The following is a 22925-nucleotide window of genomic DNA, read 5'->3' as shown; positions in this document are numbered from 1 at the left end:
GTTGGGAATGGCAGTTGCTTCCAGTGCCTATAAGAAAGTGCTTGAAGGCGATCAGCAACCGAAAGAAGTGCTGGTCAAGATCGAGCGTGTATCCAAGAAGTTTGATGAAACGCTGGCGGTTGACGATGTATCACTGACCATCAACAAGGGCGAGATTTTCGCCCTGCTCGGTGGCTCTGGTTCGGGTAAGTCGACTCTGTTGCGCATGTTGGCTGGCTTTGAGCGACCGACTGAAGGGCGCATCTGGCTCGACGGTGAAGACATCACCGATCTGCCGCCCTACGAACGGCCGATCAATATGATGTTCCAGTCCTACGCCTTGTTTCCGCACATGAGCGTTGCTGAGAACATCGCCTTTGGTCTCAAGCAGGACAAGATGTCTAAGGCGGAGATCGCCGCCCGCGTCGAGGAAATGCTCAAACTGGTGCACATGAGCCAGTACGCCAAGCGCAAGCCACACCAGCTTTCCGGTGGTCAGCGTCAGCGTGTGGCGTTGGCCCGTTCCTTGGCCAAACGTCCCAAGCTGTTGCTGCTCGACGAGCCAATGGGTGCTTTGGACAAGAAGCTGCGTTCGCAGATGCAGCTTGAGCTTGTCGAGATCATCGAGCGCGTCGGCGTAACCTGCGTCATGGTGACCCACGATCAGGAAGAGGCCATGACCATGGCCCAGCGCATTGCCATCATGCACCTCGGCTGGATCGCCCAAATCGGCAGCCCGGTGGATATTTACGAAACGCCGACCAGCCGTCTGGTTTGCGAATTCATCGGTAACGTTAACCTATTCGACGGCCAGGTAGTCGAGGACATGGAAGATCACGCGTTGATCGACAGCCCGGACCTTGAGCGCAACATCTATGTCGGCCATGGGGTTAACACCTCGGTGCAGGACAAGAGCATCACCTACGCTATCCGCCCGGAAAAACTGCTGTTCAGCACCGAGCAGCCAAGTTGTGAATACAACTGGTCGCGCGGCACCGTGCACGACATCGCCTACCTCGGCGGCCATTCGGTGTTTTACGTTGAGCTGCCGAGCGGCAAGATTGTTCAGTCATTTGTTGCCAACGCTGAACGGCGTGGCGCACGACCCACCTGGGACGACGAAGTGTACGTCTGGTGGGAGGACGACAGCGGGGTGACATTGCGCACATGAACATCATCCGAAGCATCAGCCGCCGTATGCCCAAGGGCCGGCACCTGGTAATCGGGGTGCCCTTCCTCTGGCTGTTCCTATTCTTCCTGCTGCCTTTCATCATCGTGATGAAAATCAGCTTTGCCGAAGCCGACGTTGCCATCCCGCCGTATACCGAGATTTACAGCTGGGCGGAAAACACCTTCACGTTGATCATCAACCTGGGTAACTACATCTTCCTCAGTGAGGATGCGCTCTATCTTGCGGCCTACTTGGGCTCGCTGAAGATGGCTGCGATTAGTACCTTGCTCTGCCTGGTGATTGGCTTTCCCATGGCGTATGCCATTGCTCGGGCCGACAAGGCCAAGCAAATGGTGTTGCTGTTGCTGATCATGATGCCGACCTGGACGGCCATCCTGATCCGCGTCTACGCCTGGATGGGTATTCTCAGCAACAACGGCCTGCTCAACGCCTTTTTGCTCTGGCTGGGGGTTATCAACGAGCCGCTGCAAATCCTTAACACCAACCTGGCGGTGTACATCGGCGTCGTTTACTCGTACCTGCCGTTTATGATCTTGCCGCTGTTCGCGAACCTGGTTAAGCATGACCAGAGCTTGCTGGAGGCCGCTGCAGATCTCGGTTCGAGTACCTTCAACAGCTTCTGGAAAATCACCGTACCGCTGGCCAAAAACGGCATCATCGCCGGCTGCATGCTGGTGTTTATCCCGGTGGTGGGTGAGTTCGTGATTCCTGAACTGCTCGGTGGTCCGGAAACCCTGATGATCGGCAAGGTGCTGTGGCAGGAGTTCTTCAACAACCGCGACTGGCCGGTAGCGTCCGCCTTGGCTGTGGTGATGCTGGCGATCCTGATCGTTCCGATCATCCTGTTTAACCGCAACCAGGCCAAAGAAATGGAGGGTCGCCCATGAAGCGTTTCAGTTTCTCCAACTTTATGTTGTGGTCCGGGCTGGTTTTCATCTACCTGCCGATGCTGATTCTGGTGATTTACTCGTTCAACGCCTCGCGTCTGGTGACCGTGTGGGGTGGCTGGTCGGTGAAGTGGTATACCGGTCTGCTCGATAACACGCAGCTGATGAACGCAGTGATGCGCTCGCTGGAAATCGCCTGCTACACCGCAATTGCTGCGGTTGCGTTGGGCACCATGGCCGCCTTCGTGCTCACCCGCGTCACCCGCTTCAAGGGCCGCACGCTGTTCGGTGGCCTGGTCACCGCGCCGTTGGTGATGCCCGAGGTGATTACCGGTCTGTCGCTGCTGCTGTTGTTTGTGGCCATGGCCCAGCTGATCGGCTGGCCTGCCGAGCGTGGCGTGCTGACCATCTGGATCGCCCACACCACCTTCTGTTCCGCCTATGTGGCGGTGGTGGTGTCGTCGCGCTTGCGTGAGCTGGACCTGTCCATTGAAGAAGCAGCCATGGACCTTGGTGCGAAGCCTTGGAAGGTGTTCTTTCTGATCACCATTCCGATGATTGCGCCGTCCCTGGCGGCTGGCGGCATGATGTCCTTCGCCTTGTCGCTGGACGATCTGGTACTCGCCAGCTTCGTGTCTGGGCCGGGCTCGACCACCTTGCCGATGGAAGTCTTCTCCGCCGTGCGTCTGGGCGTGAAACCGGAAATCAACGCGGTTGCCAGCTTGATTCTGTTGGCGGTGTCACTTGCGACTTTCCTGGTCTGGTTCTTCGCCCACCGTTCCGAAGAGAAGCGCAAGAAAGCCCTGCAACAGGCCATGGACGAAACCACCGGTGCTCATCTGCAGAGCGGCCCGGATGTCCGCCGCGATCCTTCTCAGGTGCATGCCTGATAGCTTCGCGCAATAACCCACAAGGGCCACATCAGTGGCCCTTGTGCATTTTGCCGATACCTGTTGCCCACTGCTCATCAGCGCCGCGAAGGCTGCCGGCTGGCTATCGCTGCCGCTGTTGCTTCGTGCGCTGATCTTGGTTACAAGCTCTGCTAACGCTCGCTCGGAATGTCTGCCATGACTGAACCAACAAGCGCCGACAGCACGGTGTACAAAACCTTGCTGGAGTCGACCAAGGCCATCCCCTGGAAGATCGACTGGGCGACCATGACCTTTGCCTATATCGGCCCGCAAATAGAAGCCCTGCTTGGCTGGCCACAGTCCAGTTGGCTCAGCGCCAACGACTGGGCCGAGCGCATGCACCCCGAGGACCGCGATAGCGTAGTGGGCTTCTGCGTCTCCCAGTCCCAGGCGGGCTGCGACCATGAGGCTGACTATCGCGCGCTAACTCGCGATGGCGGCTATGTGTGGATCCGCGATGTGGTGCATGTACTGCGCAATGAGTCGGGCGAAGTGGAGGCGCTGATCGGCTTTATGTTCGACATCAGCGAGCGCAAACAGACCGAGCAGCAACTGCTGCAACTGCAACAACAGCTAGAAGAGCTCTCCTACCTGGATGGCCTCACCGGGGTGGCCAACCGGCGTATGTTCGACAGTCGCCTGCAAGTCGAGTGGAACAACGCCCAGCGCACCGGTCAGCCGTTGTCACTGATTCTGCTGGATATCGACTTCTTTAAGGAATACAACGACCACTACGGCCATATTCAGGGCGACGACTGCCTGAAGAATGTGGGGCAGGCCCTTAGCCGTGCCGCCGTCCGTCCGCGTGACCTGATGGCCCGCTACGGCGGTGAGGAGTTTGTCCTGCTGCTGCCGGAAACCGATGCCCTGGCCGCTGCTCAAGTCGCAGAGCGGTGCCGTCAACTGATCGAAGAACAGAACATCCTGCATGCCCGTTCCCAGGTAGCCCCTCTACTGACCCTAAGCCTCGGTGTTGGCACCCTGATGCCAGGTCCACATGACCAGCCACAAACCTTTATCGAGCAGGTAGACCGCCTGCTCTACAAGGCCAAGCACCAGGGGCGTAATCGCGCGGTATTGATCGCTGACCTGTAGGTGTAAAGGCGGGTTCTGCGTATTGCTAGCTGTTGGCCTGGTGGGTGCCCGCTGCTGCCGCCAAATAGGCGGCGAGCATTTCAGTAAGCTCATCAATCAATTGTTGGTCGCTCAGTGGCGGCTCGTCCAGTGCCAGGTGGCGTACCAGTGTCATCAGGGTGGCGTTGATCATCACGAATAGCATTGGCGTGGGGTTGTCGATGGGGAACTGGCGAACGTGGCGCACTAGATAGCGTCGGCAAACTTCCGACAGGTAGCGCTCCAGTCGGTCAACCACATGCAGCGCTTGCAACTGATGCCAGTGGCGTACCAGTAAGCGGTAGTGGCCATTACCGCTAAGAATAAATGCGAGCACTTCGCTCAGTAGCATCCGCACTGCCGTCCTGACGTCGACTTCCAGCACTTGCGCCATGCGGGCATCGACCAGGCGTGTGATATCGAGCGCCATCCGCCCAAGTAGTGCTTCCAGCAGTTCTTGCTTGTTGGCGAAGTACTGGTACAGCGAGCCCACGCTTACGCCTGCCTCGGTTGCGACCCTGTTGGTGGTCAGGTTGGCCAGGCCCTGGCGTTCGATCACCCGGCCGCAGGCCTCTAGCAGAATGTCCACCATTTGTTGTGAGCGTTGCTGGCTGGGTTGTTTGCGCATGGCGACTCCATTGCGAATTTAATGCGAGCTAATACTCGCATTATTCTGGGCTCCAGTTAATCACACAGGAGCGCCCCAGCATGCAAGCGATTTGTCCCGATTCAGATGCGCACCCGATACACCTTCTGGGGCCGGAATCACTGACCTGGCGTTACTTCGGCGACCTGCGAGGGTTGCTGTTGATCAGTCGCGTTGGCCTGTTGCAGAACTTGCACCCCGGCCTGGCTGCGGGGGTGCAGGAACATTCCGATTTGTTTGTTAACCCCTGGAACCGTTTGTTTCGCTCCATCCCGCCGATTCTTGCGGTGGTCTATGGCGGTGAGCAGGCGGCCGGGACCGGCCTGCAGATTCGTGATTGGCATCGGAAGATCAAGGGCGTGGACGCTCACGGGCAGCGCTACCATGCCTTGAGCCCCGAGCTTTTCTACTGGGCCCACGCCACCTTCTTCGAGGGGCAGATCGCCGTTCAGGCGTTGTTTGGCACACCGCTCGACGAGACGACTCTGGAGCGTTTGTATCAGGAGTCCATCCACTGGTACGCCTTGTACGGTCTGCCGATGACGTCGGTTCCAGCCGACTACACGGCGTTCAAAAAGTACTGGCAGGAGATGTTGGACACGCGGCTGGAAATGACTGATGTGGCGCGCTGGTATCTCGATGAGAGCAAGGATCTTCCCGCGCCATTTCCCTGGATGCGCGGCCCGCTATGGTGGTTGTTGCGACCGCTGTTCGACCAAGGCGCGCGCTGGCTGGCGGTGGGCAGCATGCCTGCGCCGCTGCGTCAGCGCCTTGGCTTGCCCTGGAGTGCCAAGGATCAGCGTCGTTTGAGCATTCTGGCGCGGGTGGTCAAAGCGCTGTGGCGGGTTTTGCCTCAGCGCTTGCGCTATTTTCCCCAGGCACACGCGGCCATGCGACGCGAGCGACAATCAGGCTGAGGCGCAGCCAAGGCCCGTGTTGTTTGCCAGACGTCACGGGTGTTGGGCTGTTTTATTGAGCTCCATTGGCTGCTGGGCGCAGTATCAACTGGCTGCGGCTGTTGGCTTTGATCGCACTCGCATCCAGGTGCATCGGCACGTACTCGCCACGGATATAGCGCTCGGCTTGGTCTTTGTAGTGGGTGTCGAACGCTACGCCGCTTTGCCCGACCGGGTTGATGCCCAGTGCGCTGTTGGCGTCGGCCAGGTCAATCAGGCGACGCGTCGATGGGCCGTAGGTGACTGACCACGGCGCTGGGCCAATTGATTGCGACAGGTTGTTGGGCGTTTCGTGGCTGCCGGGCGCGGCGAATGGACCGACGTTGAACAGTTTATCCAGCGGTTTCTGTTGGCCCAATGGATGGCTGTGGGTAAGCGTATGCACGCTGCCCCAGGTCCATTGCGCGGGGTCGTTGCTGAGGGTGTTGCGTAGGTGGGCGAGGCTGGCTTGCCAGGCGGCTTTGACAATATCGGCGCGGCTTTCCACGGCTTCGCTGCCGCGCTTATCCCACCACGGCGAGTTGGCATCGGCGGCTAAACGTGGCATCGCGCCGTCAATCACGCGGGTTTGCAGCAGGGTGGCGAAGAAGGCGTCACTCAGTTCGTCGGCCATGGCCTCATGGGCCAATTGGTAGAGAAACTGGTTAAACAGCGTGGCAGTGGTCGATTCGAGGGTGTGTTGGCCATCCCAGCTCAGCAGTTGTTCGACCAGGGCCTGCTCCTGCGCATCGCTGGCGGCCGCGTGCAGGTCGGCGGCAAGCGGTGCGAGTAAGCGTTGCGGGTAGCCTGTGCCGGTGTCGAGTTGCAGTGCCTGGCTGTTGTTCAGGTCCCATTTCACGCTGCTGTCGCTAAGGCGCTGGTTTAGGCGCTGGCCGCGGTCGGGCAGGTTGTAGTAGCCAGGCACCGCCATGCCGGTAGGTGATACAGGCTGGTAGTTGGCGGAGACGATGTAGCCGCGCGCTGGGTTCTCTTCCTGCGGGTTGGCACTGAAGGGGTAGTAGCCGTCCTTCTCGGCCTCGTTGCTGGCACCGTCAAGGATAAAGTTGGGGTTAACTCCCGCCGGCCGGCGTGGCAGTTTCGCCGCTGCCCACCAGGCGATGTCACCGCTGGCATTGGCCCACATGATGTTGAGGCCGGGGGCTTCGATGTGCTCAACGGCGGTGCGGGCTTTATCCAGCGTATTGGCGCGGTTGAGCTGGTAGAAACCTTCGAGGATCGGGTTGTCGCTTTCGAGAAACGTCCACCACATGGCAATCGGCGTGCTGCCGGCAGTTTCGCCCAAGGCGCTGTTGATGATCGGGCCGTGTGGCGAGCGGCGAATGGTCAGGTTGACCGGCTCGGCATCCTTGACCTTGATTTGCTCTTCACGGCTTTGCAGCTCGACCCACTGGCCGCGATACCAGACTTGGTTGGGGCTCTGCGGGTTGGTTTTCTCGGCGATTAGGTCGAGGTCGTCGTTCTGGAACATGGTCAGGCTCCAGGCGAACTCGCGGTTATGGCCGAGCGAGGCGACCGGATTGAGCGCCTGGTGATGGCCGTACAGGCTGAAACCAGGGTAGCTGAGGTTAGCCTCGTACCACACCGATGGTACGGAGAAGCGGATATGCGGGTCGCCCGCCAGCAGCGGTTTGCCGCTGGCGGTGTGGCTGCCGGCAACGGCCCAGGCATTGCTGCCCTCAAATTGCGGCAGGCCGGCTTCCTCTAGCGCCGCCATGCTCAGTTCGGCAATGGCGTTAAGGTCTAGCCAGTCACCGGCGGCAAGGCGCTGATCGACCACACCTTGCGGGTGCCAGTCGAGGTCGAAGACCTTGAGGTAATCCGCGCCCAGTTGATCGCGAATATGCGTCAGTACCGGCTCGGTGCGGAACGCGGCTGCAAAACTGTAGGCCATATAGCCGGCGACGCTCAGGGTATCCGCAGCGGTGAACGGGCGTTTCTTGATGCCCAGCATGTCGAATTCAAACGGTGTCGGATGGCTGTCCTGGTACTGGTTGATGCCGTCCAGATAAGCCAACAACGCCTTGCTTGATGCGGCGTTCATGTCCATTTTCGCCGCGTAACGGTCAGCGTGTTCGCGGATGCCAAGCGTGCGGAACAGGCGGTCGGTATCGAGCATTTTGCTGCCGAGAACCTCCGCCAGCTCACCGCGCGCCAAGCGGCGCAGAATCTCCATTTGAAACAGGCGGTCTTGGGCGTGCACGTAGCCCAGCGCCCGGTACATATCGGCCTCGTTTTGCGCCTGAATATGCGGCACCCCACGCTCGTCGTAATCCACCGTGACGGCTGCCTGCAGAGCGCTCAGCTGGATCTCGCCAGCGCGTTGCGGCTGCTTGCTGTCGATGTACCAGTAAGCGCCAGCGGCAGTGGCTATGACGATCACAGCAAGGGCGGTCAGGGTGCGTTTCATGGCGTTTCCTTGTTATAGGTTTTATGCGCTGCGCATTGTGCGGTTTGCTCGGTGTGCCGACATTGACCAAATGCGCGAGTAATGAAAGTCTTTGGTCAATTATTGAGGCTTTTATGGACAGCGATCGACATAGCAGCAGCCCCAGCGCGCTGACCCACTCCTCAACCCTACGCCGCCTGCTGTATGAGGCACTGGCCGCGCTGGGGTTTGATCCGACGGATACCTACCGGCAGGCCTATCACGGTGTGGTGCTGGCTCCGCGCTTGCTCAATTCCCGCGAGGACCATGACAACGCTCCACGCTTTTGGCAGGCGCTAGAACGTATCAGTGGCGATGTCGATATTGGCCTGCACCTGGGTGCGGCCATGCAGCCACGGCCGCTGGATGTGGTCGGCTATCTGCTGCTGGCCAGCCGTGATTTGGGCCAGGCGCTGGAGAGCTTTTTGCGCTTTCAGCACATTCTTTCCGGCGGGTTTGCCGCGCGACTGGAGCTGCAGGGGGAGCAAGCACAGCTGATTTTTAACCTCAACTACCGTGGCGTCGGCTCGTTGCGTCAGCAGATGGAATGTCTGGCGCTGCTGTTGCAGAAGATGCTGGCTAGCGTCAGCGCTGATGGCTTTGTTTTGGATGGTTTGGATTTTCGCCACCCTGCGCCGCGCCGGCTCAGTGAGCATCGGCGCTTGTTGGGTCTGTCGCCGCGCTTTGCTCAGACCAACGATGCGCTGATTTTCCCGCGTGCTTGGCTCAGTCGGCCCTCGCGCAGCGCCAACCCGAGGCTGTTCGCGGTGCTTTGGGCGCAGGCTGAAGTGGAGTTGGCGGAGCTGGAGGAGAATCAGCTGCTTAACCGTGTGCGCTACTGGCTGGAGGTCAATTTGGGCGTGCAGCTGTGTGACCTGGCGCATTGTGCCCAGGCCCTCGGTTACCGCGCGAGTGCGTTGCAGCGGGCGTTGGCCGAGCAGCAGCAGAGCTTTCGTCAACTGCACGATGAGGTGCGCCGCCTGCGCGCGCAAAGCCTGCTGGAGCAAGGGCTGGCCATCCGTGAAGTGGCCCGCGCCTGCGGCTTTGCCGAGTTGTCGCCGTTCTATCGCGCCTTCCGCCGCTGGCAGGGCGACACGCCGCAAGGCTTTCGTTCGCAGTCCGTCGGGCCGGGGGGCGGCGGTAGCTCTGATCAGGGTTAAAGGCGGCGCTAGTTCGGCGTGAGCCAGTCGCAGAAGCATCCGACTGCCAGGGTATTGCTGGCATTCACCGCGCGCCCTGCGACCAGCGCTTCGAGAATCGGCTCGATAAAGCTGTTGCTGGAGCTGCAGATGGCTCCTTCGCTGTAAGGGCCGAAGTAGGCCAGTTGGCCTGAGTTGTCCCAGATGGCGACTGCCGGGCTGGCCGGGATCTGCTCGCTGCCAGGCAACGCGCTTAGCGGCTGCATGGCGCTTAGGGTGTTGGGTAACAGGCCGGTGCTGCCGGGCTTCTGCAGCGCATAAAAGCTCACACCCTGAGGGCCGAAGCGTTCGAGCAATTCGGCCAGGTGCTGCTGATTGCCGACGTTGCACGGGCAGGCCGGGTCCCAGAAGTGCACCAGGCGGATCGGCCCGGGGCCGGCCAACTCATCCGGCAGGCGCAGCTGCTCGCCATAGAACAGCGCCGTCTGCTCGCTGAAACTGCGTAGGTAACGGGCGTCGTACCAGCGGTAGGCAGCGAGCATGGCCGCGCCCCAGAGCAGGAGCAGCAGGCTGAGGAATAAGGTCTTGCGTGTGGGTCGCGTCATGAGTGGTCTTCGGCAAACAGGCGCGCAGCTTGCCATGACTGGCCTGAGAGCTGAATATCCGCTACCTGATTCGTTGGTTTGGATGGCCGGCGACTAACCTGCATAAATGATGGAAAGCCTATGCCAGCGCTGCTTCAGCCGGAAACTCTGATTGCGGGTCTGCGACCCTTGGCCGTAGCGGCGCCGTTGTCTGCGGTCGAGCAGGCTTATCGGCAGTTCTACCGTTTTACTGATGCGCTGGCCGTGCGCAGTTGTATGGGCAGCCTGCACGCGGGCGGCTATCAGATTGTTGCGCAAGCCTGGTGGCCACAAGAGTCCCGCGCCACGCTGGTGCTGTTGCACGGTTATTACGACCACACGGGCTTGTACCGCCATGTGATTGAGTGGGCGTTGGGCCAGGGTTTTGCGGTGTTGGCTTTTGACCTGCCGGGGCACGGGTTGTCCAGCGGCGCGCGCGCCAGCATTGGTGATTTTGCCGAGTACCAGACGGTGTTGCAGGCGGTGCTGGTCGAGGCCGCCGGTTTAGCCTTGCCGCAGCCCTGGCACCTGTGTGGGCAAAGTACTGGCGGGGCGATTCTGATTGATTACCTGCTCACGGGTGAGCCTCTGGCGCAGATTGGTGAAACCCTGCTTATGGCCCCGTTGATACGGCCACGGGCTTGGGGCTGGTCGCAGCTCAGCTATCAGGTGATGCGCCACTTCGTTAGCGAGATCCCACGGCGCTTCAGCAGCAACTCCAACGATGCGGAGTTTCTCGACTTTATCCACCACCATGACCCGCTGCAGCCGCACAACTTGCCCACTGCCTGGGTCGGTGCGCTAAGGCACTGGGTGCCGCGCATCGAGGCTGCACCGCGCAGTGCGCGCAGCCCGTTGATCATTCAAGGCGAGGCGGACATGACTGTGGACTGGCAGCATAACCTCAAGGTGTTGCAGGACAAGTTCGCCGCGCCGCAGATTCTGCGCCTGGCCGAGGCACGGCATCATTTGGCCAATGAAGTGCCGGCCTTGCGCCAGCGCTATTTCGACTTTCTCAGCCCGCGCCTCGGCTAGGTCTGTTGCCGTTTCACTCGCGGCCACGCCGCTCGCGATGAAGCGGCCAGACTCTAATCAGATACCGCGCGGTGCTGGTGCCAGGTTGGCGGTGCTCTGGCCAACCGCCAAGCCGCTGCGGATCGCTGCCAAGGCGGCCTGGTAGTAGGCCTTGCCGGCAGCCGATTCAGCAAAGCTGGCAAACTCTTCCAACTCTGGGTCGCTCAGCTCGCGGTAAACGTGCAGCAAGGTGTTGTCGAGGTCGGCAGCAATCTGTTCCATCAGGCGCTGGCGCTGGCCACTGAGCATGGCCTGGGTGTTGTCGCCGCCGAGCAGACCAGGGAGCATTTGGCTGAGGCTGTCGGCCGCGACGCCGGCCAGCGCCAGGCTGACTTCCGCGCCGGCTTCCTTGGCGGGTAGGGCCTGGGCCAGGTGGCGAATCAGCAAGCGGCGGGTGGCGCTGGCTTCAATGCGCGGTAGGCCGTTGGCGTAGCGCGCCAGTTGGTCACTGCGGGTGGCCAGCAGTTCGGCATCGACAATCTTGCGGCCAAGGGGTGATTGGAAGAACTGCAGGGCGCTGTTCGGCTCGCTAAGGTTGTCACGCAGGCCCTGTTGCGCGCGTTGATCAACAGCCGTGGCGGCAAAGCGCTGGTTGCTGTTGTTCACCAACGCCTGGAACACCGCTGGCGGCAGGCTGCTGCGGTAGCGGTCTTGAGCGGCTTGCAGGGCATCGCTGAAGTGCATGCGCTGCTGCGGCCAGCCGGCCGTCTGATACAGCTGCAGGTAATCATCGGCCAGGGCGGGCAGGCTCAGCAGCAGGGTCAGTACAACGGATAGGGCGCGCATAGGGACTCCATTCAGGGGCGACTATTTTCGATGGGTCGCGGGGGGTTGTCGAGGCCGGTAAGAGGCCTGCTAGAATCGCGATCCTGCGTCCATGCAGGTTCTCTTCCTTCGGGGCTATTATTGAACACCTGCGCAAGTGACGAGCTAAGCACCCGCTTGGCGTGCATCATCGATGACTTGGCCGAGCACGGCTGGTCGCTACAAACACAATTCATTGCCCCAACTCTGACCCACGATCTGGCCGAAGAGTGCCGTAAACGTGCCGCTGCCGGTTTATTGGTGCAGGCTGGCGTCGGTCGCGGTGCCTTGGCGGTGGTCAGTGAAGGCCTGCGCGGTGACCATATCCAATGGTTAGATGCCGGCCAGAGCGTCGCCTGCGATCAATTCCTGGCGGTGCTGGATGAGCTGCGCCAAGCCTTGAACCGCGCGCTGTTCCTTGGTCTGGAAGATTTTGAAAGCCACTTCGCCCTGTATCCACCGGGGGCGTATTACAGCAAGCATCTGGACCGCTTCCGCGATGACGATCGCCGCGCTGTGTCGGTGGTGTTTTATCTCAATGACGATTGGCTGGCCGAGCATGGTGGTGCATTGCGCCTGCACTTGGCCGACGGCCGCTTGCATGATGTGCTGCCCCAGGCGGGCAGTCTGTTGGTGTTTCTCTCTGCCGATATGCCGCATGAGGTCCTGCCAGCGACCCGTGAGCGCTTGTCATTGACGGGCTGGCTGCGTCGCCGAGGTGATGCGCCGTTCTGAGTCGCGTCGGCGGCCGGTCAATGGCCCCACACCTTGAAGGTGCCGCGCAGGTCGGTGATGTCGCGCAGTTCGAAAGTGCCCAGGCGGCTTTCGCCGACATACATGTCGGCGGCCATGCGCACGCGAATACGCTGCGCCGGGATGCCGCTGGCGACGAGTTGCTGATTGATTGTGGTTAGATCGGGCAGGGTGAGTTGCAGCTGTTGTTGGCCGCTGGCGTTTCTCACCACATCGATTTTCAGGGTAGGCAGGTTGACGCCGAAAATCGGCAAAGTCAGGCCCAACTGCGCTGCGCCGAAGGCAAAACTGCCGCCGGAGCCGTTCGGGCAACTGGCTGGCGTGGTGCAGCCGTTATCGATCTTCACGTTGCGCAGCGAGGCATAGTTGCCGTCATCCGTCCAGCGCACCTCTTTAATCGTGGCCAGCACGTCGGCGCGGATGCTGATGCCGTCTTGCCCGCTAACTTCGCTCAGGCTCTGGTTATCCATGGGTAGCAGGGCAGCCTGGCTCGGTAGGGCATAGGCTGCCAAGCTGGCCGCAAGTGGTAGGGCGAAGGTGCGAAGTGAGCGGTACATGGGGGCATCCTCTGCTGAATGGCGAGAGTGTGTGCCGGGCCTGGTGCGTGCGCCATTGGGTGAGCCTGCTTCCCGCCGAAGGATAGGCCGGCATGGCGTGCTGAGCGTTGTGCCGACGTGATGCGCTTGGCAATAAGTCGCGCACCCCGTCCCTTTGATCTGCCGGCATCAAGCGCAGTAACCTGACGGTGTTACGGCTGGTGACTGAATGTGAGTGACTAATGCAGAAAATTTTGGTGAGCCGCTGCTTGTTGGGCCAACGGGTGCGCTATGACGGTGGCGCGCATGGCCCGTTTGGGCTGCTTGAGCGCTGGCAGCAGCAAGGGCGGATTGTGCCGCTATGCCCGGAAGTAGCCGGCGGCCTACCGACCCCGCGGGCACCCGCAGAGATTGCCGGTGGCCAGGGCGCGCAGGTACTCGACGGACATTTGCCGGTGCTGACTATTGAGGGCGAGGATGTTACTGCGGCATTTGTTGATGGTGCCGAGCAGGCATGTGCCTTGGTCGCCCGGCACGCTATTCGGATCGCGTTACTCAAAGCGCGCAGTCCTTCGTGCGGTAATCGCGAGAACTATGACGGCACGTTTAGCGGCACCAAGGTGGTTGGTGAGGGTGTAACCGCCGCTGCGTTGCGACGCATTGGTGTGCAGGTGTTCAGTGAAGAGGAGTTGCCCGCTGCCGAGGCTGCGCTGATGGCGTTGGAGCATGGCACCAGTGGAACGATCGACCTGGGCTAGGGTCGACTTCAGGAGCGTTCACCTGAAGGAGTCACTATGAAAGCCTTAATGATTGGATTCGGCCTGTGCGCCACTCTGCTCGGTGCCACGTCGTCGGCCTGGGCAGAGATGCCACGTACCAGTGCGCCAGCGGATGCAGCGGTGTATTTCATTGAACCGGCAGACGGTGCCACGGTGGGGCAGACATTCACCGTCAAGTTCGGCCTCAAGGGCATGGGCGTTGCCCCGGCCGGTGTTGATGTGCCGCAAACCGGCCACCACCATCTGCTAATCGACCTCAAGCAGCCCCCGGCCATGGATCAGCCCTTGCCAATGAGCGACAACGTACGGCATTTCGGTAAAGGCCAAACCGAAACCGAGCTGACCCTGCCACCTGGCAAGCACACCTTGCAGTTGCTGGTTGGCGACAAAAACCACGTGCCGCTAGACCCTCCGGTGATTTCTAAAACGATCAGCGTGACGGTGAAGTAGGGCGTTATTGCAGACATGAAAAAGGGAGGCCGAGGCCTCCCTTTTTCGTTGCTGTGCTGCTTAGAACAGCACGCGGCTGCGGATAGTCCCGCGTACGTGTTGTAGCTTCTCCAACGCCAGGTCGGAGTACTCGGCGTCGACGTCGATGACCACGTAACCAACTTTGTCGTTGGTCTGCAGGAACTGGCCAGAGATGTTGATGCCGTTCTCGGCGAACACGCTGTTGATTTCGCTCATCACGCCCGGCACGTTCTCGTGAATGTGCAGCAGGCGGTGTTTGCCCGGGTGAGCTGGCAGGGCCACTTCAGGGAAGTTGACCGACGACACCGAGGTGCCGTTGTCGCTGTATTTAACCAGCTTCTCTGCCACTTCCAGACCGATGTTGGCTTGCGCTTCGGCCGTCGAACCACCGATGTGTGGAGTCAGGATCACGCGATCCAGACCACGCAGCGGGCTTTCGAACTCTTCGTCGTTAGACTTGGGCTCGACCGGGAACACGTCGATGGCCGCGCCGATCAGGTGCTCGTCCTTGATCGCAGCTGCCAGGTGCTCCAGCTCGACCACTGTGCCGCGTGCTGCGTTGATCAGGATGCCGCCTTTCTTCATCGCGCGGATTTCCTTCTCACCGATCATCCACTGGGTGGACGGCAGCTCAGGAACGTGCAGCGAGACGATGTCGCACATGCCCAGCAGGTCATGCAGTTTGCCGATTTGCGTGGCGTTACCCAGCGGCAGCTTGGTCACCGTGTCGTAGAAAAACACCTGCATGCCCAAGGCTTCGGCAAGTACCGAGAGCTGGGTGCCGATGGAGCCGTAACCGACGATACCGAGCTTTTTGCCACGGATTTCGAACGAGTTGGCCGCCGATTTGATCCAGCCGCCACGGTGGCAGGAAGCGTTCTTCTCAGGGATGCCGCGCAGCAGCAGGATGGCCTGCGCCAGTACCAGCTCGGCGACCGAGCGGGTGTTCGAGTACGGGGCGTTGAATACGGCGATGCCGCGTTCGCGAGCGGCGTCCAGGTTGACCTGGTTGGTGCCGATGCAGAAACAGCCCACCGCGACCAGGCGCTTGGCGCAGTCGAAAACGTCAGCCGTTAGCTGGGTACGTGAACGGATACCGATAAAGTGCGCGTCGGCGATCTTTTCTTTCAGCTCGTCGTCGGAGAGTGCGCCCTTGTGGTACTCGATGTTGGTGTAACCAGCGGCCTTCAGGGTATCCACTGCATTTTGGTGGACGCCTTCAAGAAGAAGGAACTTGATCTTGCTCTTGTCGAGAGAGGTCTTGCTCATCGGAGTGCCTGTTGTCCCACAAATAGTGTCAGGGAGGAGGCCGGGCGCGGCCGGCCGCAGCTCGCAGATCGGCCCAGGGGCACGATTCACGGGGGGCGTATGCTAGCATACGAGCCCCGCGAAACACCTATCCTGGCAGATGAAGCGTGCTCAGGGTGACCATGAATCGTATGAGAGTTCCGTAGATGACTAACCCTGCGCTGATCGAAGAGCTGAAGACCCTGGTTGAGCCCGGCAAGGTGCTGACCGATGCCGATTCCCTCAACACCTACGGTAAGGACTGGACCAAGCACTTCGCCCCAGCGCCGCTGGCGATTGCCTTCCCCAAGAGCATTGAGCAGGTGCAGGCCATCGTCCGTTGGGCCAATCAGCATAAGGTGGCGCTGGTGCCATCCGGTGGCCGCACGGGGTTGTCCGCCGGTGCCGTGGCCGCCAATGGCGAAGTGGTGGTGTCGTTCGACTACATGAACCAGATTCTCGACTTCAACGAGTCCAACCGTACCGTGGTTTGCCAGCCGGGCGTGGTTACTGCCGCTCTGCAGCAGTTTGCCGAAGACAAAGGCCTGTATTACCCGGTGGATTTCGCCTCCGCCGGTTCCAGCCAGATTGGCGGCAACATCGGCACCAATGCTGGTGGCATCAAGGTGATTCGCTATGGCCTGACCCGCAACTGGGTGGCGGGCCTGAAAGTGGTCACCGGTACTGGTGAGCTGCTTGAGTTGAACAAGGATCTGATCAAGAACGCCACCGGTTATGACCTGCGCCAGCTGTTTATCGGTGCCGAGGGCACGCTGGGCTTCGTGGTTGAGGCGACCATGCGTCTGGATCGTGCGCCGCGCAACCTCACGGCGATGGTCCTGGGTACCCCAGATTTCGATTCGATCATGCCGGTGCTGCATGCCTTCCACGGCAAGCTGGATCTGACGGCGTTCGAGTTCTTCTCCGACAAGTGCCTGGATAAGATTCTCGCGCGTGGTGACATACCCGCGCCGTTCGAAAGCCGCACGCCGTTCTATGCCTTGCTGGAGTTCGAGGCCGTCAACGAGGACGTGGCCAATGCCGCCCTCGCCACCTTCGAGCATTGCGTTGAACAAGGCTGGGTGCTCGACGGCGTGATGAGCCAGAGTGAGCAGCAATTGCAGAACCTGTGGAAGCTGCGCGAGTACATCTCTGAGACCATCAGCCACTGGACGCCGTACAAGAACGACATTTCAGTGACGGTCTCCCAGGTGCCGGCGTTCCTTGCCGATATCGACACCATCGTGGCAGGCAGCTACCCGGATTTCGAAGTGCTCTGGTACGGCCACATCGGCGACGGCAACCTGCACCTGAACATCCTCAAGCCCGATGCGCTGAGCAAGGACGAATTCTTCGCCAAGTGCGCCACCGTGAATAAATGGGTGTTCGAGACTGTCGAGAAGTACAACGGCTCGATCAGCGCCGAACACGGCGTGGGTATGACCAAGCGCGATTACCTGGAATACAGCCGCTCGCCAGCAGAAATCGGTTATATGAAAGCGGTCAAAGCGGTTTTCGACCCCAACGGCATCATGAACCCGGGCAAGATATTCCAGCTCTGATAGCTGCGGGGGCTTCGCGGACATGCTGCCTTGGCGAAGCTTTCAGCAAGCAGATTAAATCTTTGGTCGAGACGACAGCCCTTGATGATTCGTCCACTATGGGCGGTCAACGATTCAGACCGTAGGGCGGGCTATCCGCTCTACGCGGCCTGCTCCCATAAAGAGCAGTGCAACGCATTCCCATAAGGAGTTGCCCATGAGCTACCAACACCAGTATGTCGATGGCACCCGTATCCATTTTCCGATGGGGAAGGTGGTGTGCATCGGCCGTAATTATGCCGAGCATGCCAAAGAGCTGAACAACCCGGTGCCGACCGAGCCGTTGCTGTTTATCAAGCCGGGCAGTTGTGTGGTGCCGTTTGTTGACGGTTTTGCTCTCGTTGAGGGCCGTGGTGACGTGCACTACGAGGCAGAAATTGCCGTGTTGATTGGTAAGCCGCTGTCACGCACGCCGAGTACCGAGGAAGTGCGCGATGCGATTTCCGGCTTTGCTCCGGGCCTGGACCTAACCCTACGTGATCTGCAGTCCACGCTTAAGGCGAAGGGCTATCCCTGGGAAACCGCCAAGTCCTTTGATGGTGCCTGCGTCCTGGCTCCTTTTATCCCCGGTGATGCTGTCGAAGACCTGCGCGATATGGGGATTCGTCTGACAATCAATGGCGATGTACGTCAGGACGGCAACAGCCGTGACATGCTCAATCCAATTCTGCCGATGATCCAGCACATCTGTGGTCATTTCAGCCTGCAGCCAGGTGACGTGATCCTCACCGGAACACCGGTTGGCGTCGGGGTGTTGAACAAGGGCGAGGAACTGGTCTTAGAGCTGGTTGGCCATAGTCGCTTCGCTAGCCGTACGCTTTAATAAACGCTCAATTTGCCGCCTAGCGGGCACGGGCACCTGGAGGTGCTTTTTGGCTTGGCGGCATGACCGAAACTTACGCATAGCGCTCTAGTCTGACTGCCATCGTTGTTATGGGTTGTGTGCGATGTCGATCTGGCTTACCCGGTTGCGGGCGCAGCGCTGGCTGGTGCTGCTGTTGGTCCTGCTTATTACGGGCCTGTTGGTGGCGAATTATCTGCACTGGGATGATCGTCTGTCGTTCTGGGCGAAAGAACAGCAGGTGGGCGCTGCCGAGCAGGCGCAAAACATCTGGTTGCCGGGCTATCGGGCGGTTCTGCAAGGCAAGCCATTGCAGGGGCTGGAAGATGACGAAGTCTCCGGGCTGACCTACAGCGCCGAGAGCAACACCCTGTTTGCGGTGACCGGCAAATTCCCGCAGCTGATTGAGATCAGCCTGAATGGCCAGGTGATGCGGCGTGTCGATCTGCATGGCTTTGCCAACCCGGAAGGGGTGGAAATGCTCGCAGATGGCCGCCTTGGAATCATCGATGAGCGCAAGCGTACGCTGACGACCTTCAAACTGGGTGCTCTGACCCGCAGCTTGGAGTTTGCCGACCATCCCTCTTTTGATCTTGGCTTTGCCGATGCCGGTAACAAGGGCTTCGAGGGGATTGCCTGGGACTCACGCAATGAGCGGGTGTTGCTCGGTAAGGAGCGCGGCCCGCTGGGTTTGTTCAGTCTGCCGTTCCCCGGTGAAGGCGGCGCAGCTGGTGTGTTGCAGCCGATGGCCTCGGGGCATCTGTTCCTGCGTGACATTTCCTCACTGAGCTACGACGCGCGTACCGGCCATGCGCTGGTACTGTCGGATGAGTCGCGGCTGTTGTTGGAGGTCAATGCACAGGGCGAGCCGGTCAGCTTTATCAGCCTGTCCCGTGGTATGAACGGCTTGCACCATGGCATCAGCCAGGCTGAAGGCGTGACGATGGATAAGGCCGGCAATATCTATATTGTCAGCGAACCCAACCTGTTTTACGTGTTGCGCAAGGAGCCGGTTGCCGTGCCGGCCGAGTCTGCGGATTAAGTTTGGCTTAAGCACCGATTAAGCCTGGTTTCAGCAACGCCCTCTAGTCTGGCCCCATCACCAACTGATTAGAGGGTTCACCATGAAACGTTTTACTTTAGCTCTGCTGCTGGCTCCACTGTTCTCCACCGCAGTAATGGCTGCTGGTTATACCGGCCCAGGTGCAACGGCTCAGGTCACTACAGTAGCGGCGGCGCTGGATGCGGCGGATGACACGCCGGTGGTGCTGCAGGGGCAGATCGTCAAGCGTCTGCAAGATGAGCTATATGAGTTCAAAGACGCCAGCGGCACCATCAATGTCGAGATTGACGATGAGCATTGGCCAGCCCAGGCCATTTCTGAAACGGCGATGGTCAAGATTAGCGGTGAGGTTGATCGTGATCTGACCAGCCGTGAAATCGATGTTGAGTACCTCGAACTGGTCAAGTAAGCCAGGCCATCCTTTGCCCGCATCAGCCCGAAGCCCTGCTTCGGGCTGATGTTGTTGTGTCGCGAGTAAATCACCATGCGAGAGTTTTTCACCCTGAAGCGTTTGCTGTTGAGTCTGGCTGCGTTGCTATTGCTGTCGCTCACACTTTTCGCCCAGGAGTACCGCCTATTTGAGCGCGCCTGGTTCAATCTGCAGCAGTGGCAACAGCCGGGCAAAGGTCAGCAGGCGTCCATGCTGTTGTCGGATTATCAGGTGGAGATCGAAGCTCAGGTGATCGAGGGCTTGAGTGATGATGTCTCGGCGCTGACCTATGACCCAGACCGTAACAGCCTGTTTACCGTGACGAACAGCCAGGCGCAGTTGATCGAGTTGTCGTTGGATGGCGAGCTTTTGCGGCGCATCGATTTGCATGGTTTTGGCGATGCCGAGGCGGTCGAGTACATCAGCCAAGGGGTGTATGTGATCACTGATGAGCGGCGCCAGCGACTGCTTAAAGTGCGGGTGAGTGACAGCACCACGGCGCTGTATGCCGAGCAGTCTCAGCAGCTGTCGTTGAGCATTGGCCTGAATGGCAACAAGGGTTTCGAGGGCTTGGCCTACGATTCGCTCGGGCAGCGCTTGTTTGTTGCCAAGGAGCGTGACCCGCTGCGTATATATGAAATACACGGCTTTCCACAGCGCGATCCCGGCCAACCGCTGGCGGTGCATGTGGTGGACGATCGCAAGCGTGATGCCGGGCTGTTTGTGCGTGACCTTTCCAGCTTGCAATTTGATCAGCGCACTGGGCATTTGCTGGCGCTGTCCGATGAGTCGCGGCTGGTGCTGGAGTTGGATATTGCTGGGCGGCCGATCAGCAGTTTGTCGTTGCTGCGCGGGCGTAATGGCTTAAAACTTAGCGTGCCTCAGGCTGAGGGTATTGCCATGGATAATCAGGGCGGTCTCTACCTGGTCAGCGAGCCAAACCTGTTTTATCGCTTCAAGAAGTCAGAGTCGTCGGGACGGCGTGCGGAGCTGTTCTCACCGGTTGCAGCAGCCGCGCAGTCTTCCACTCAAAGCCCAATGTCAGGCCAATAGCGGCGCAGGCCAGGCCACCCGCCAATCCCCACCAGATACCTTGGGCACCCCAGCCCAAGGGGAAGGCCAACGTCCAGGCCAGTGGTGCGCCCACTGCCCAGTAGCAGGCCAGGCCGACCCAGAAGGTGGTTTTGGCGTCCTTGAAACCGCGAATCGCGCCCATGGCGATGGTCTGAATACCATCAAAGAATTCGAACCAGGCCGCTATCGCCAGCAGTGCCACGGCCAGTTGCACCACCTCGGCATAGGCACTGTCCGTGGTGTCGAGAAACAGCCCAACCACCCAGTGCGGAGCCAACCAGAACAGCCCGGCAAAACCCAGCATACACAGCGCCCCCAGCCCCAGCCCTAAGCGTCCGGCCTGCCGCGCTTGCACTAGGTTGCCCGCGCCGAAGTGCTGACCGATGCGGAAGGTTACCGCGTAGGAAATCCCCACCGGCACCATAAAGGCCACGTACACCGACATGATCGCGATCTGATGCGCGGCCAGCTGGGTGCTGCCCAGCGCGCCCATACCCAGTGCGGCAAAGGCGAATAGCCCGGACTCTACAGCGTAGGTACCGCCAATCGGTAGTCCCAGGCGCAATAGCTCTTTCAGCTCGGCCCATAGCGGGCGCAACAGACCCTGTGCCAGTGGATAGCCGCTATAGGCGTTGTGACGCAGGATGTGCCAGGCCAGTAACAGAGCCATGACGTTGGTCACGATGGCGGTGACCAGGCCAATGCCGGCAAGACCCAACTGAGGCAGGCCAAGCCAGCCCTTAATTAAGGCGTAGTTGAGGATGAAGTTGGCCAGCGCCCCGCCAATGCTGATGGCCATTACCGGGCCTGGACGGCCGATGGCGCTGGTAAAGCCGCGCAGGGCCATAAAACTCATATAGCCGGGGAGGGCAAATACCAGGGTGGTAAGAAACTGTATGGCCCCCGTGACGTTCTCCGGTTCCTGGCCGAAATACAGCAGTGCGGGTTTCAGGTTCCACAGTGCCAGGCCGGCCATCAGTGCCAGGCCCCAGCCCAGCCACAGGCCATTTTGTGTCAGGCGGGTAACACCGGCGGCGTCCTGCGCACCGTGACGAATGGCCACCAGACTGCCGACAGAGGCAATCACTCCAGCACAGAAAATCGAAACAAAGGAATAACTGGCCGCGCCCAGGCCCCCGGCGGCCAGAGTCGCTGGGCCAAGCAGGCCCATCATTACGGTGTCGGTGAAGACCATCAGCACGTGCGCGAGTTGGGCCGCGACCAGCGGTCCAGCCAGTTTAAGAATGGCGCACAGCTCGCCACGAATAGGTTGCCGCATGATGAGTTCTACTCAGTAAGAAGCTTGCTCGGCTGATCCGCGCAGGCAGAGAATGCGCCTATTCTCCAGAGCCATTCGTGGCGGCACAAAAGGATAATAGCGATGAAAGGCATGACTATTACTCATGGATTGAGCCTATGAGCCGGCGCTTGCCAGCGCTCTATGCTTTGCGCGCGTTCGAAGCCGCGGCGCGACATTGCTCCTTCACTCGCGCCGCCGAGGAGCTGGCGATTACCCAAAGTGCGGTCAGCCGCCATGTGCGCACGCTTGAGGAGCACTTCGCTTGTCGACTGTTTGAGCGCCATGGCCGCAGCCTGCAGCTCACGGAAGCTGCGCGGATGCTGCTGCCAGGGTTGCGTGATGGCTTTGCGGCACTTGAACGGGCCTGTAATACCCTGCATGTGGACGACTCAGTGCTGCGCTTGAAAGCGCCCTCGACGTTGACCATGCGCTGGCTATTGGCGCGGCTGTCGCGCTATCGCCTAAGCAGCGCCAGTGAAGTACAGCTGACCAGTGCTTGGATGGACGTCGACAAAGTTGATTTTCTGCATGAGCCGTTTGATTGCGCCGTGCTGCTAAGCACGGGTGACTTCCCGGATGAATGGGAGCGTGCTGAGCTGTTCGCTGAGTGGCTGATTCCCGTCTGTGCGCCAGAAGCCTTGGGTGACCAGCCCTGGGATTTGCCGCGCTTGCAGGCTGCGGATTTACTCCATCCCACTCCGGATCGCCGTGACTGGCGGCGATGGCTGCAAGCCGTGGGGCTAGCTGATCAGGTGCCACTCAAGGGTGGCCAGGTGTTTGACACCCTGGAGCTGGGCATAGTCGCCGCCGCACGTGGTTATGGCGTATCCATCGGTGATCTGGTGATGGTTGCCGAGGATGTTGCCCAAGGGCGACTTGCTCTGCCGTGGCCCAGCGCAGTACCCAGCGGTTGCAGCTACTATTTGGTTTGGCCCCGAGCCCGTCGCGGACAAGAGCGTTTCCGGCGTCTACGGGACTTTCTGGTGGCCGAGGTGGCGCTGATGCATATGCCTGAGGTAACGCGGATCGAGCCATAAAAGA

The 22925-nt window shown here is 60.1% G+C and carries 23 protein-coding genes; 16 read left to right on the top strand and 7 right to left on the bottom strand.

What is annotated here, in order from left to right; genetic code table 11:
- Positions 1–7 precede the first annotated feature (7 nt).
- The 4 genes from potA to VCA57_RS06290 all read left to right on the top strand — a co-directional run bounded on the left by potA (position 8) and on the right by VCA57_RS06290 (position 4064).
- Positions 8–1150, top strand: a complete 1143-nt coding sequence (gene potA / locus VCA57_RS06305; RefSeq protein ID WP_411184110.1) for a polyamine ABC transporter ATP-binding protein — start codon at positions 8–10, stop codon at positions 1148–1150.
- A gap of 26 nt (positions 1151–1176) precedes the next feature.
- The gene (locus VCA57_RS06300; protein WP_411184160.1) at positions 1177–2058 is read left to right on the top strand and encodes an ABC transporter permease subunit; all 882 of its coding nucleotides are present in this window, start codon (positions 1177–1179) and stop codon (positions 2056–2058) included.
- Positions 2055–2948, top strand: a complete 894-nt coding sequence (locus VCA57_RS06295; protein WP_411184109.1) for an ABC transporter permease subunit — start codon at positions 2055–2057, stop codon at positions 2946–2948. The genes VCA57_RS06300 and VCA57_RS06295 overlap by 4 nt, the downstream gene beginning before the upstream one ends.
- A 168-nt stretch (positions 2949–3116) precedes the next feature.
- A complete protein-coding gene (locus VCA57_RS06290; RefSeq protein WP_411184108.1) occupies positions 3117–4064 on the top strand; it encodes a sensor domain-containing diguanylate cyclase in 948 nt (315 codons plus the stop codon).
- A gap of 25 nt (positions 4065–4089) precedes the next feature.
- On the opposite strand, the gene VCA57_RS06285 is transcribed toward VCA57_RS06290, so the two are convergent.
- Positions 4090–4710 carry a TetR/AcrR family transcriptional regulator gene (locus VCA57_RS06285; RefSeq protein ID WP_411184107.1) on the bottom strand — a complete coding sequence of 207 codons (621 nt, stop codon included), beginning with the start codon at positions 4708–4710 and terminating at the stop codon, positions 4090–4092.
- A gap of 80 nt (positions 4711–4790) precedes the next feature.
- Here VCA57_RS06285 and VCA57_RS06280 point away from each other — a divergent pair, with 80 nt between their 5' ends.
- A complete protein-coding gene (locus VCA57_RS06280; protein ID WP_411184106.1) occupies positions 4791–5645 on the top strand; it encodes an oxygenase MpaB family protein in 855 nt (284 codons plus the stop codon).
- A 52-nt stretch (positions 5646–5697) separates the two neighbouring features.
- Here VCA57_RS06280 and VCA57_RS06275 read toward each other — a convergent pair whose 3' ends face one another.
- A complete protein-coding gene (locus VCA57_RS06275) occupies positions 5698–8091 on the bottom strand; it encodes a penicillin acylase family protein (RefSeq protein WP_411184105.1) in 2394 nt (797 codons plus the stop codon).
- A gap of 113 nt (positions 8092–8204) precedes the next feature.
- On the opposite strand from VCA57_RS06275, the gene VCA57_RS06270 reads away from it, so the two are divergent.
- A complete protein-coding gene (locus tag VCA57_RS06270; RefSeq protein WP_411184104.1) occupies positions 8205–9269 on the top strand; it encodes an AraC family transcriptional regulator ligand-binding domain-containing protein in 1065 nt (354 codons plus the stop codon).
- An 8-nt stretch (positions 9270–9277) separates the two neighbouring features.
- On the opposite strand, the gene VCA57_RS06265 is transcribed toward VCA57_RS06270, so the two are convergent.
- A complete protein-coding gene (locus VCA57_RS06265) occupies positions 9278–9889 on the bottom strand; it encodes a DUF6436 domain-containing protein (RefSeq protein WP_411184103.1) in 612 nt (203 codons plus the stop codon).
- An 84-nt stretch (positions 9890–9973) separates the two neighbouring features.
- Between VCA57_RS06265 and VCA57_RS06260 the strand changes: the two genes are divergently transcribed.
- The gene (locus VCA57_RS06260; protein WP_411184102.1) at positions 9974–10906 is read left to right on the top strand and encodes an alpha/beta hydrolase; all 933 of its coding nucleotides are present in this window, start codon (positions 9974–9976) and stop codon (positions 10904–10906) included.
- A 57-nt stretch (positions 10907–10963) separates the two neighbouring features.
- Here the strand turns inward: VCA57_RS06260 and VCA57_RS06255 are convergent, their stop codons facing one another.
- On the bottom strand, positions 10964–11731 hold the full coding sequence (locus tag VCA57_RS06255) for a DUF2059 domain-containing protein (protein WP_411184101.1): 768 nt from the start codon (positions 11729–11731) through the stop codon (positions 10964–10966).
- A gap of 120 nt (positions 11732–11851) precedes the next feature.
- On the opposite strand from VCA57_RS06255, the gene VCA57_RS06250 reads away from it, so the two are divergent.
- Positions 11852–12484, top strand: coding sequence for a 2OG-Fe(II) oxygenase (locus VCA57_RS06250; RefSeq protein ID WP_411184100.1), 633 nt, complete (start codon positions 11852–11854; stop codon positions 12482–12484).
- 17 nt (positions 12485–12501) lie between these two features.
- Here the strand turns inward: VCA57_RS06250 and VCA57_RS06245 are convergent, their stop codons facing one another.
- Positions 12502–13059, bottom strand: coding sequence for a DUF6160 family protein (locus VCA57_RS06245; RefSeq protein ID WP_411184099.1), 558 nt, complete (start codon positions 13057–13059; stop codon positions 12502–12504).
- A 221-nt stretch (positions 13060–13280) separates the two neighbouring features.
- On the opposite strand from VCA57_RS06245, the gene VCA57_RS06240 reads away from it, so the two are divergent.
- Together VCA57_RS06240 and VCA57_RS06235 are read left to right on the top strand one after the other, a co-directional pair.
- Positions 13281–13796 carry a DUF523 domain-containing protein gene (locus tag VCA57_RS06240; RefSeq protein WP_411184098.1) on the top strand — a complete coding sequence of 172 codons (516 nt, stop codon included), beginning with the start codon at positions 13281–13283 and terminating at the stop codon, positions 13794–13796.
- 36 nt (positions 13797–13832) lie between these two features.
- Positions 13833–14267 (top strand): DUF4399 domain-containing protein, encoded by a 435-nt coding sequence (locus tag VCA57_RS06235; protein ID WP_411184097.1) that lies wholly within the window; start codon positions 13833–13835, stop codon positions 14265–14267.
- 60 nt (positions 14268–14327) lie between these two features.
- On the opposite strand, the gene serA is transcribed toward VCA57_RS06235, so the two are convergent.
- On the bottom strand, positions 14328–15557 hold the full coding sequence (gene serA, locus VCA57_RS06230) for a phosphoglycerate dehydrogenase (protein ID WP_411184096.1): 1230 nt from the start codon (positions 15555–15557) through the stop codon (positions 14328–14330).
- A gap of 185 nt (positions 15558–15742) precedes the next feature.
- Here serA and VCA57_RS06225 point away from each other — a divergent pair, with 185 nt between their 5' ends.
- From VCA57_RS06225 to VCA57_RS06205, 5 genes are all read left to right on the top strand, one after another.
- Positions 15743–17137 (top strand): FAD-binding oxidoreductase, encoded by a 1395-nt coding sequence (locus VCA57_RS06225; RefSeq protein WP_411184095.1) that lies wholly within the window; start codon positions 15743–15745, stop codon positions 17135–17137.
- A gap of 196 nt (positions 17138–17333) precedes the next feature.
- Positions 17334–17999, top strand: coding sequence for a fumarylacetoacetate hydrolase family protein (locus VCA57_RS06220; RefSeq protein WP_411184094.1), 666 nt, complete (start codon positions 17334–17336; stop codon positions 17997–17999).
- A gap of 124 nt (positions 18000–18123) precedes the next feature.
- Positions 18124–19059: an SdiA-regulated domain-containing protein gene (locus VCA57_RS06215; RefSeq protein ID WP_411184093.1), complete on the top strand. Its 936-nt coding sequence runs from the start codon at positions 18124–18126 to the stop codon at positions 19057–19059.
- An 82-nt stretch (positions 19060–19141) separates the two neighbouring features.
- Positions 19142–19489 carry a NirD/YgiW/YdeI family stress tolerance protein gene (locus VCA57_RS06210; RefSeq protein WP_411184092.1) on the top strand — a complete coding sequence of 116 codons (348 nt, stop codon included), beginning with the start codon at positions 19142–19144 and terminating at the stop codon, positions 19487–19489.
- Between the two features lie 75 nt (positions 19490–19564).
- Positions 19565–20563 (top strand): SdiA-regulated domain-containing protein, encoded by a 999-nt coding sequence (locus VCA57_RS06205; RefSeq protein WP_411184091.1) that lies wholly within the window; start codon positions 19565–19567, stop codon positions 20561–20563.
- On the opposite strand, the gene VCA57_RS06200 is transcribed toward VCA57_RS06205, so the two are convergent.
- A complete protein-coding gene (locus VCA57_RS06200) occupies positions 20466–21863 on the bottom strand; it encodes a NorM family multidrug efflux MATE transporter (protein ID WP_411184090.1) in 1398 nt (465 codons plus the stop codon). The genes VCA57_RS06205 and VCA57_RS06200 overlap by 98 nt on opposite strands.
- Before the next feature lie 137 nt (positions 21864–22000).
- Here VCA57_RS06200 and VCA57_RS06195 point away from each other — a divergent pair, with 137 nt between their 5' ends.
- Entirely contained in the window at positions 22001–22921 is a 921-nt protein-coding gene (locus tag VCA57_RS06195) for a LysR substrate-binding domain-containing protein (protein ID WP_411184089.1), read from the top strand.
- Positions 22922–22925 lie beyond the last annotated feature (4 nt).

It is taken from the genome of Pseudomonas sp., assembly GCF_046581935.1.
In the GTDB taxonomy this organism is placed as follows: domain Bacteria; phylum Pseudomonadota; class Gammaproteobacteria; order Pseudomonadales; family Pseudomonadaceae; genus Aquipseudomonas.
Note: the sequence above shows the minus strand (reverse complement) of the source record. Positions and strands in the feature narration are given on the sequence as shown.

Excerpts from the sequence above, each read along its gene's own strand:
- potA (WP_411184110.1), top strand. The coding sequence starts at position 8 with ATGGCAGTTGCTTCCAGTGCCTATAAGAAAGTGCTTGAAGGCGATCAG.
- VCA57_RS06300 (WP_411184160.1), top strand. The coding sequence starts at position 1,177 with ATGCCCAAGGGCCGGCACCTGGTAATCGGGGTGCCCTTCCTCTGGCTG.
- VCA57_RS06295 (WP_411184109.1), top strand. The coding sequence starts at position 2,055 with ATGAAGCGTTTCAGTTTCTCCAACTTTATGTTGTGGTCCGGGCTGGTT.
- VCA57_RS06290 (WP_411184108.1), top strand. The coding sequence starts at position 3,117 with ATGTCTGCCATGACTGAACCAACAAGCGCCGACAGCACGGTGTACAAA.
- VCA57_RS06285 (WP_411184107.1), bottom strand. The coding sequence starts at position 4,710 with ATGCGCAAACAACCCAGCCAGCAACGCTCACAACAAATGGTGGACATT.
- VCA57_RS06280 (WP_411184106.1), top strand. The coding sequence starts at position 4,791 with ATGCAAGCGATTTGTCCCGATTCAGATGCGCACCCGATACACCTTCTG.
- VCA57_RS06275 (WP_411184105.1), bottom strand. The coding sequence starts at position 8,091 with ATGAAACGCACCCTGACCGCCCTTGCTGTGATCGTCATAGCCACTGCC.
- VCA57_RS06270 (WP_411184104.1), top strand. The coding sequence starts at position 8,205 with ATGGACAGCGATCGACATAGCAGCAGCCCCAGCGCGCTGACCCACTCC.
- VCA57_RS06265 (WP_411184103.1), bottom strand. The coding sequence starts at position 9,889 with ATGGCAAGCTGCGCGCCTGTTTGCCGAAGACCACTCATGACGCGACCC.
- VCA57_RS06260 (WP_411184102.1), top strand. The coding sequence starts at position 9,974 with ATGCCAGCGCTGCTTCAGCCGGAAACTCTGATTGCGGGTCTGCGACCC.
- VCA57_RS06255 (WP_411184101.1), bottom strand. The coding sequence starts at position 11,731 with ATGCGCGCCCTATCCGTTGTACTGACCCTGCTGCTGAGCCTGCCCGCC.
- VCA57_RS06245 (WP_411184099.1), bottom strand. The coding sequence starts at position 13,059 with ATGTACCGCTCACTTCGCACCTTCGCCCTACCACTTGCGGCCAGCTTG.
- VCA57_RS06240 (WP_411184098.1), top strand. The coding sequence starts at position 13,281 with ATGCAGAAAATTTTGGTGAGCCGCTGCTTGTTGGGCCAACGGGTGCGC.
- VCA57_RS06235 (WP_411184097.1), top strand. The coding sequence starts at position 13,833 with ATGAAAGCCTTAATGATTGGATTCGGCCTGTGCGCCACTCTGCTCGGT.
- serA (WP_411184096.1), bottom strand. The coding sequence starts at position 15,557 with ATGAGCAAGACCTCTCTCGACAAGAGCAAGATCAAGTTCCTTCTTCTT.
- VCA57_RS06225 (WP_411184095.1), top strand. The coding sequence starts at position 15,743 with ATGACTAACCCTGCGCTGATCGAAGAGCTGAAGACCCTGGTTGAGCCC.
- VCA57_RS06220 (WP_411184094.1), top strand. The coding sequence starts at position 17,334 with ATGAGCTACCAACACCAGTATGTCGATGGCACCCGTATCCATTTTCCG.
- VCA57_RS06215 (WP_411184093.1), top strand. The coding sequence starts at position 18,124 with ATGTCGATCTGGCTTACCCGGTTGCGGGCGCAGCGCTGGCTGGTGCTG.
- VCA57_RS06210 (WP_411184092.1), top strand. The coding sequence starts at position 19,142 with ATGAAACGTTTTACTTTAGCTCTGCTGCTGGCTCCACTGTTCTCCACC.
- VCA57_RS06205 (WP_411184091.1), top strand. The coding sequence starts at position 19,565 with ATGCGAGAGTTTTTCACCCTGAAGCGTTTGCTGTTGAGTCTGGCTGCG.
- VCA57_RS06200 (WP_411184090.1), bottom strand. The coding sequence starts at position 21,863 with ATGCGGCAACCTATTCGTGGCGAGCTGTGCGCCATTCTTAAACTGGCT.
- VCA57_RS06195 (WP_411184089.1), top strand. The coding sequence starts at position 22,001 with ATGAGCCGGCGCTTGCCAGCGCTCTATGCTTTGCGCGCGTTCGAAGCC.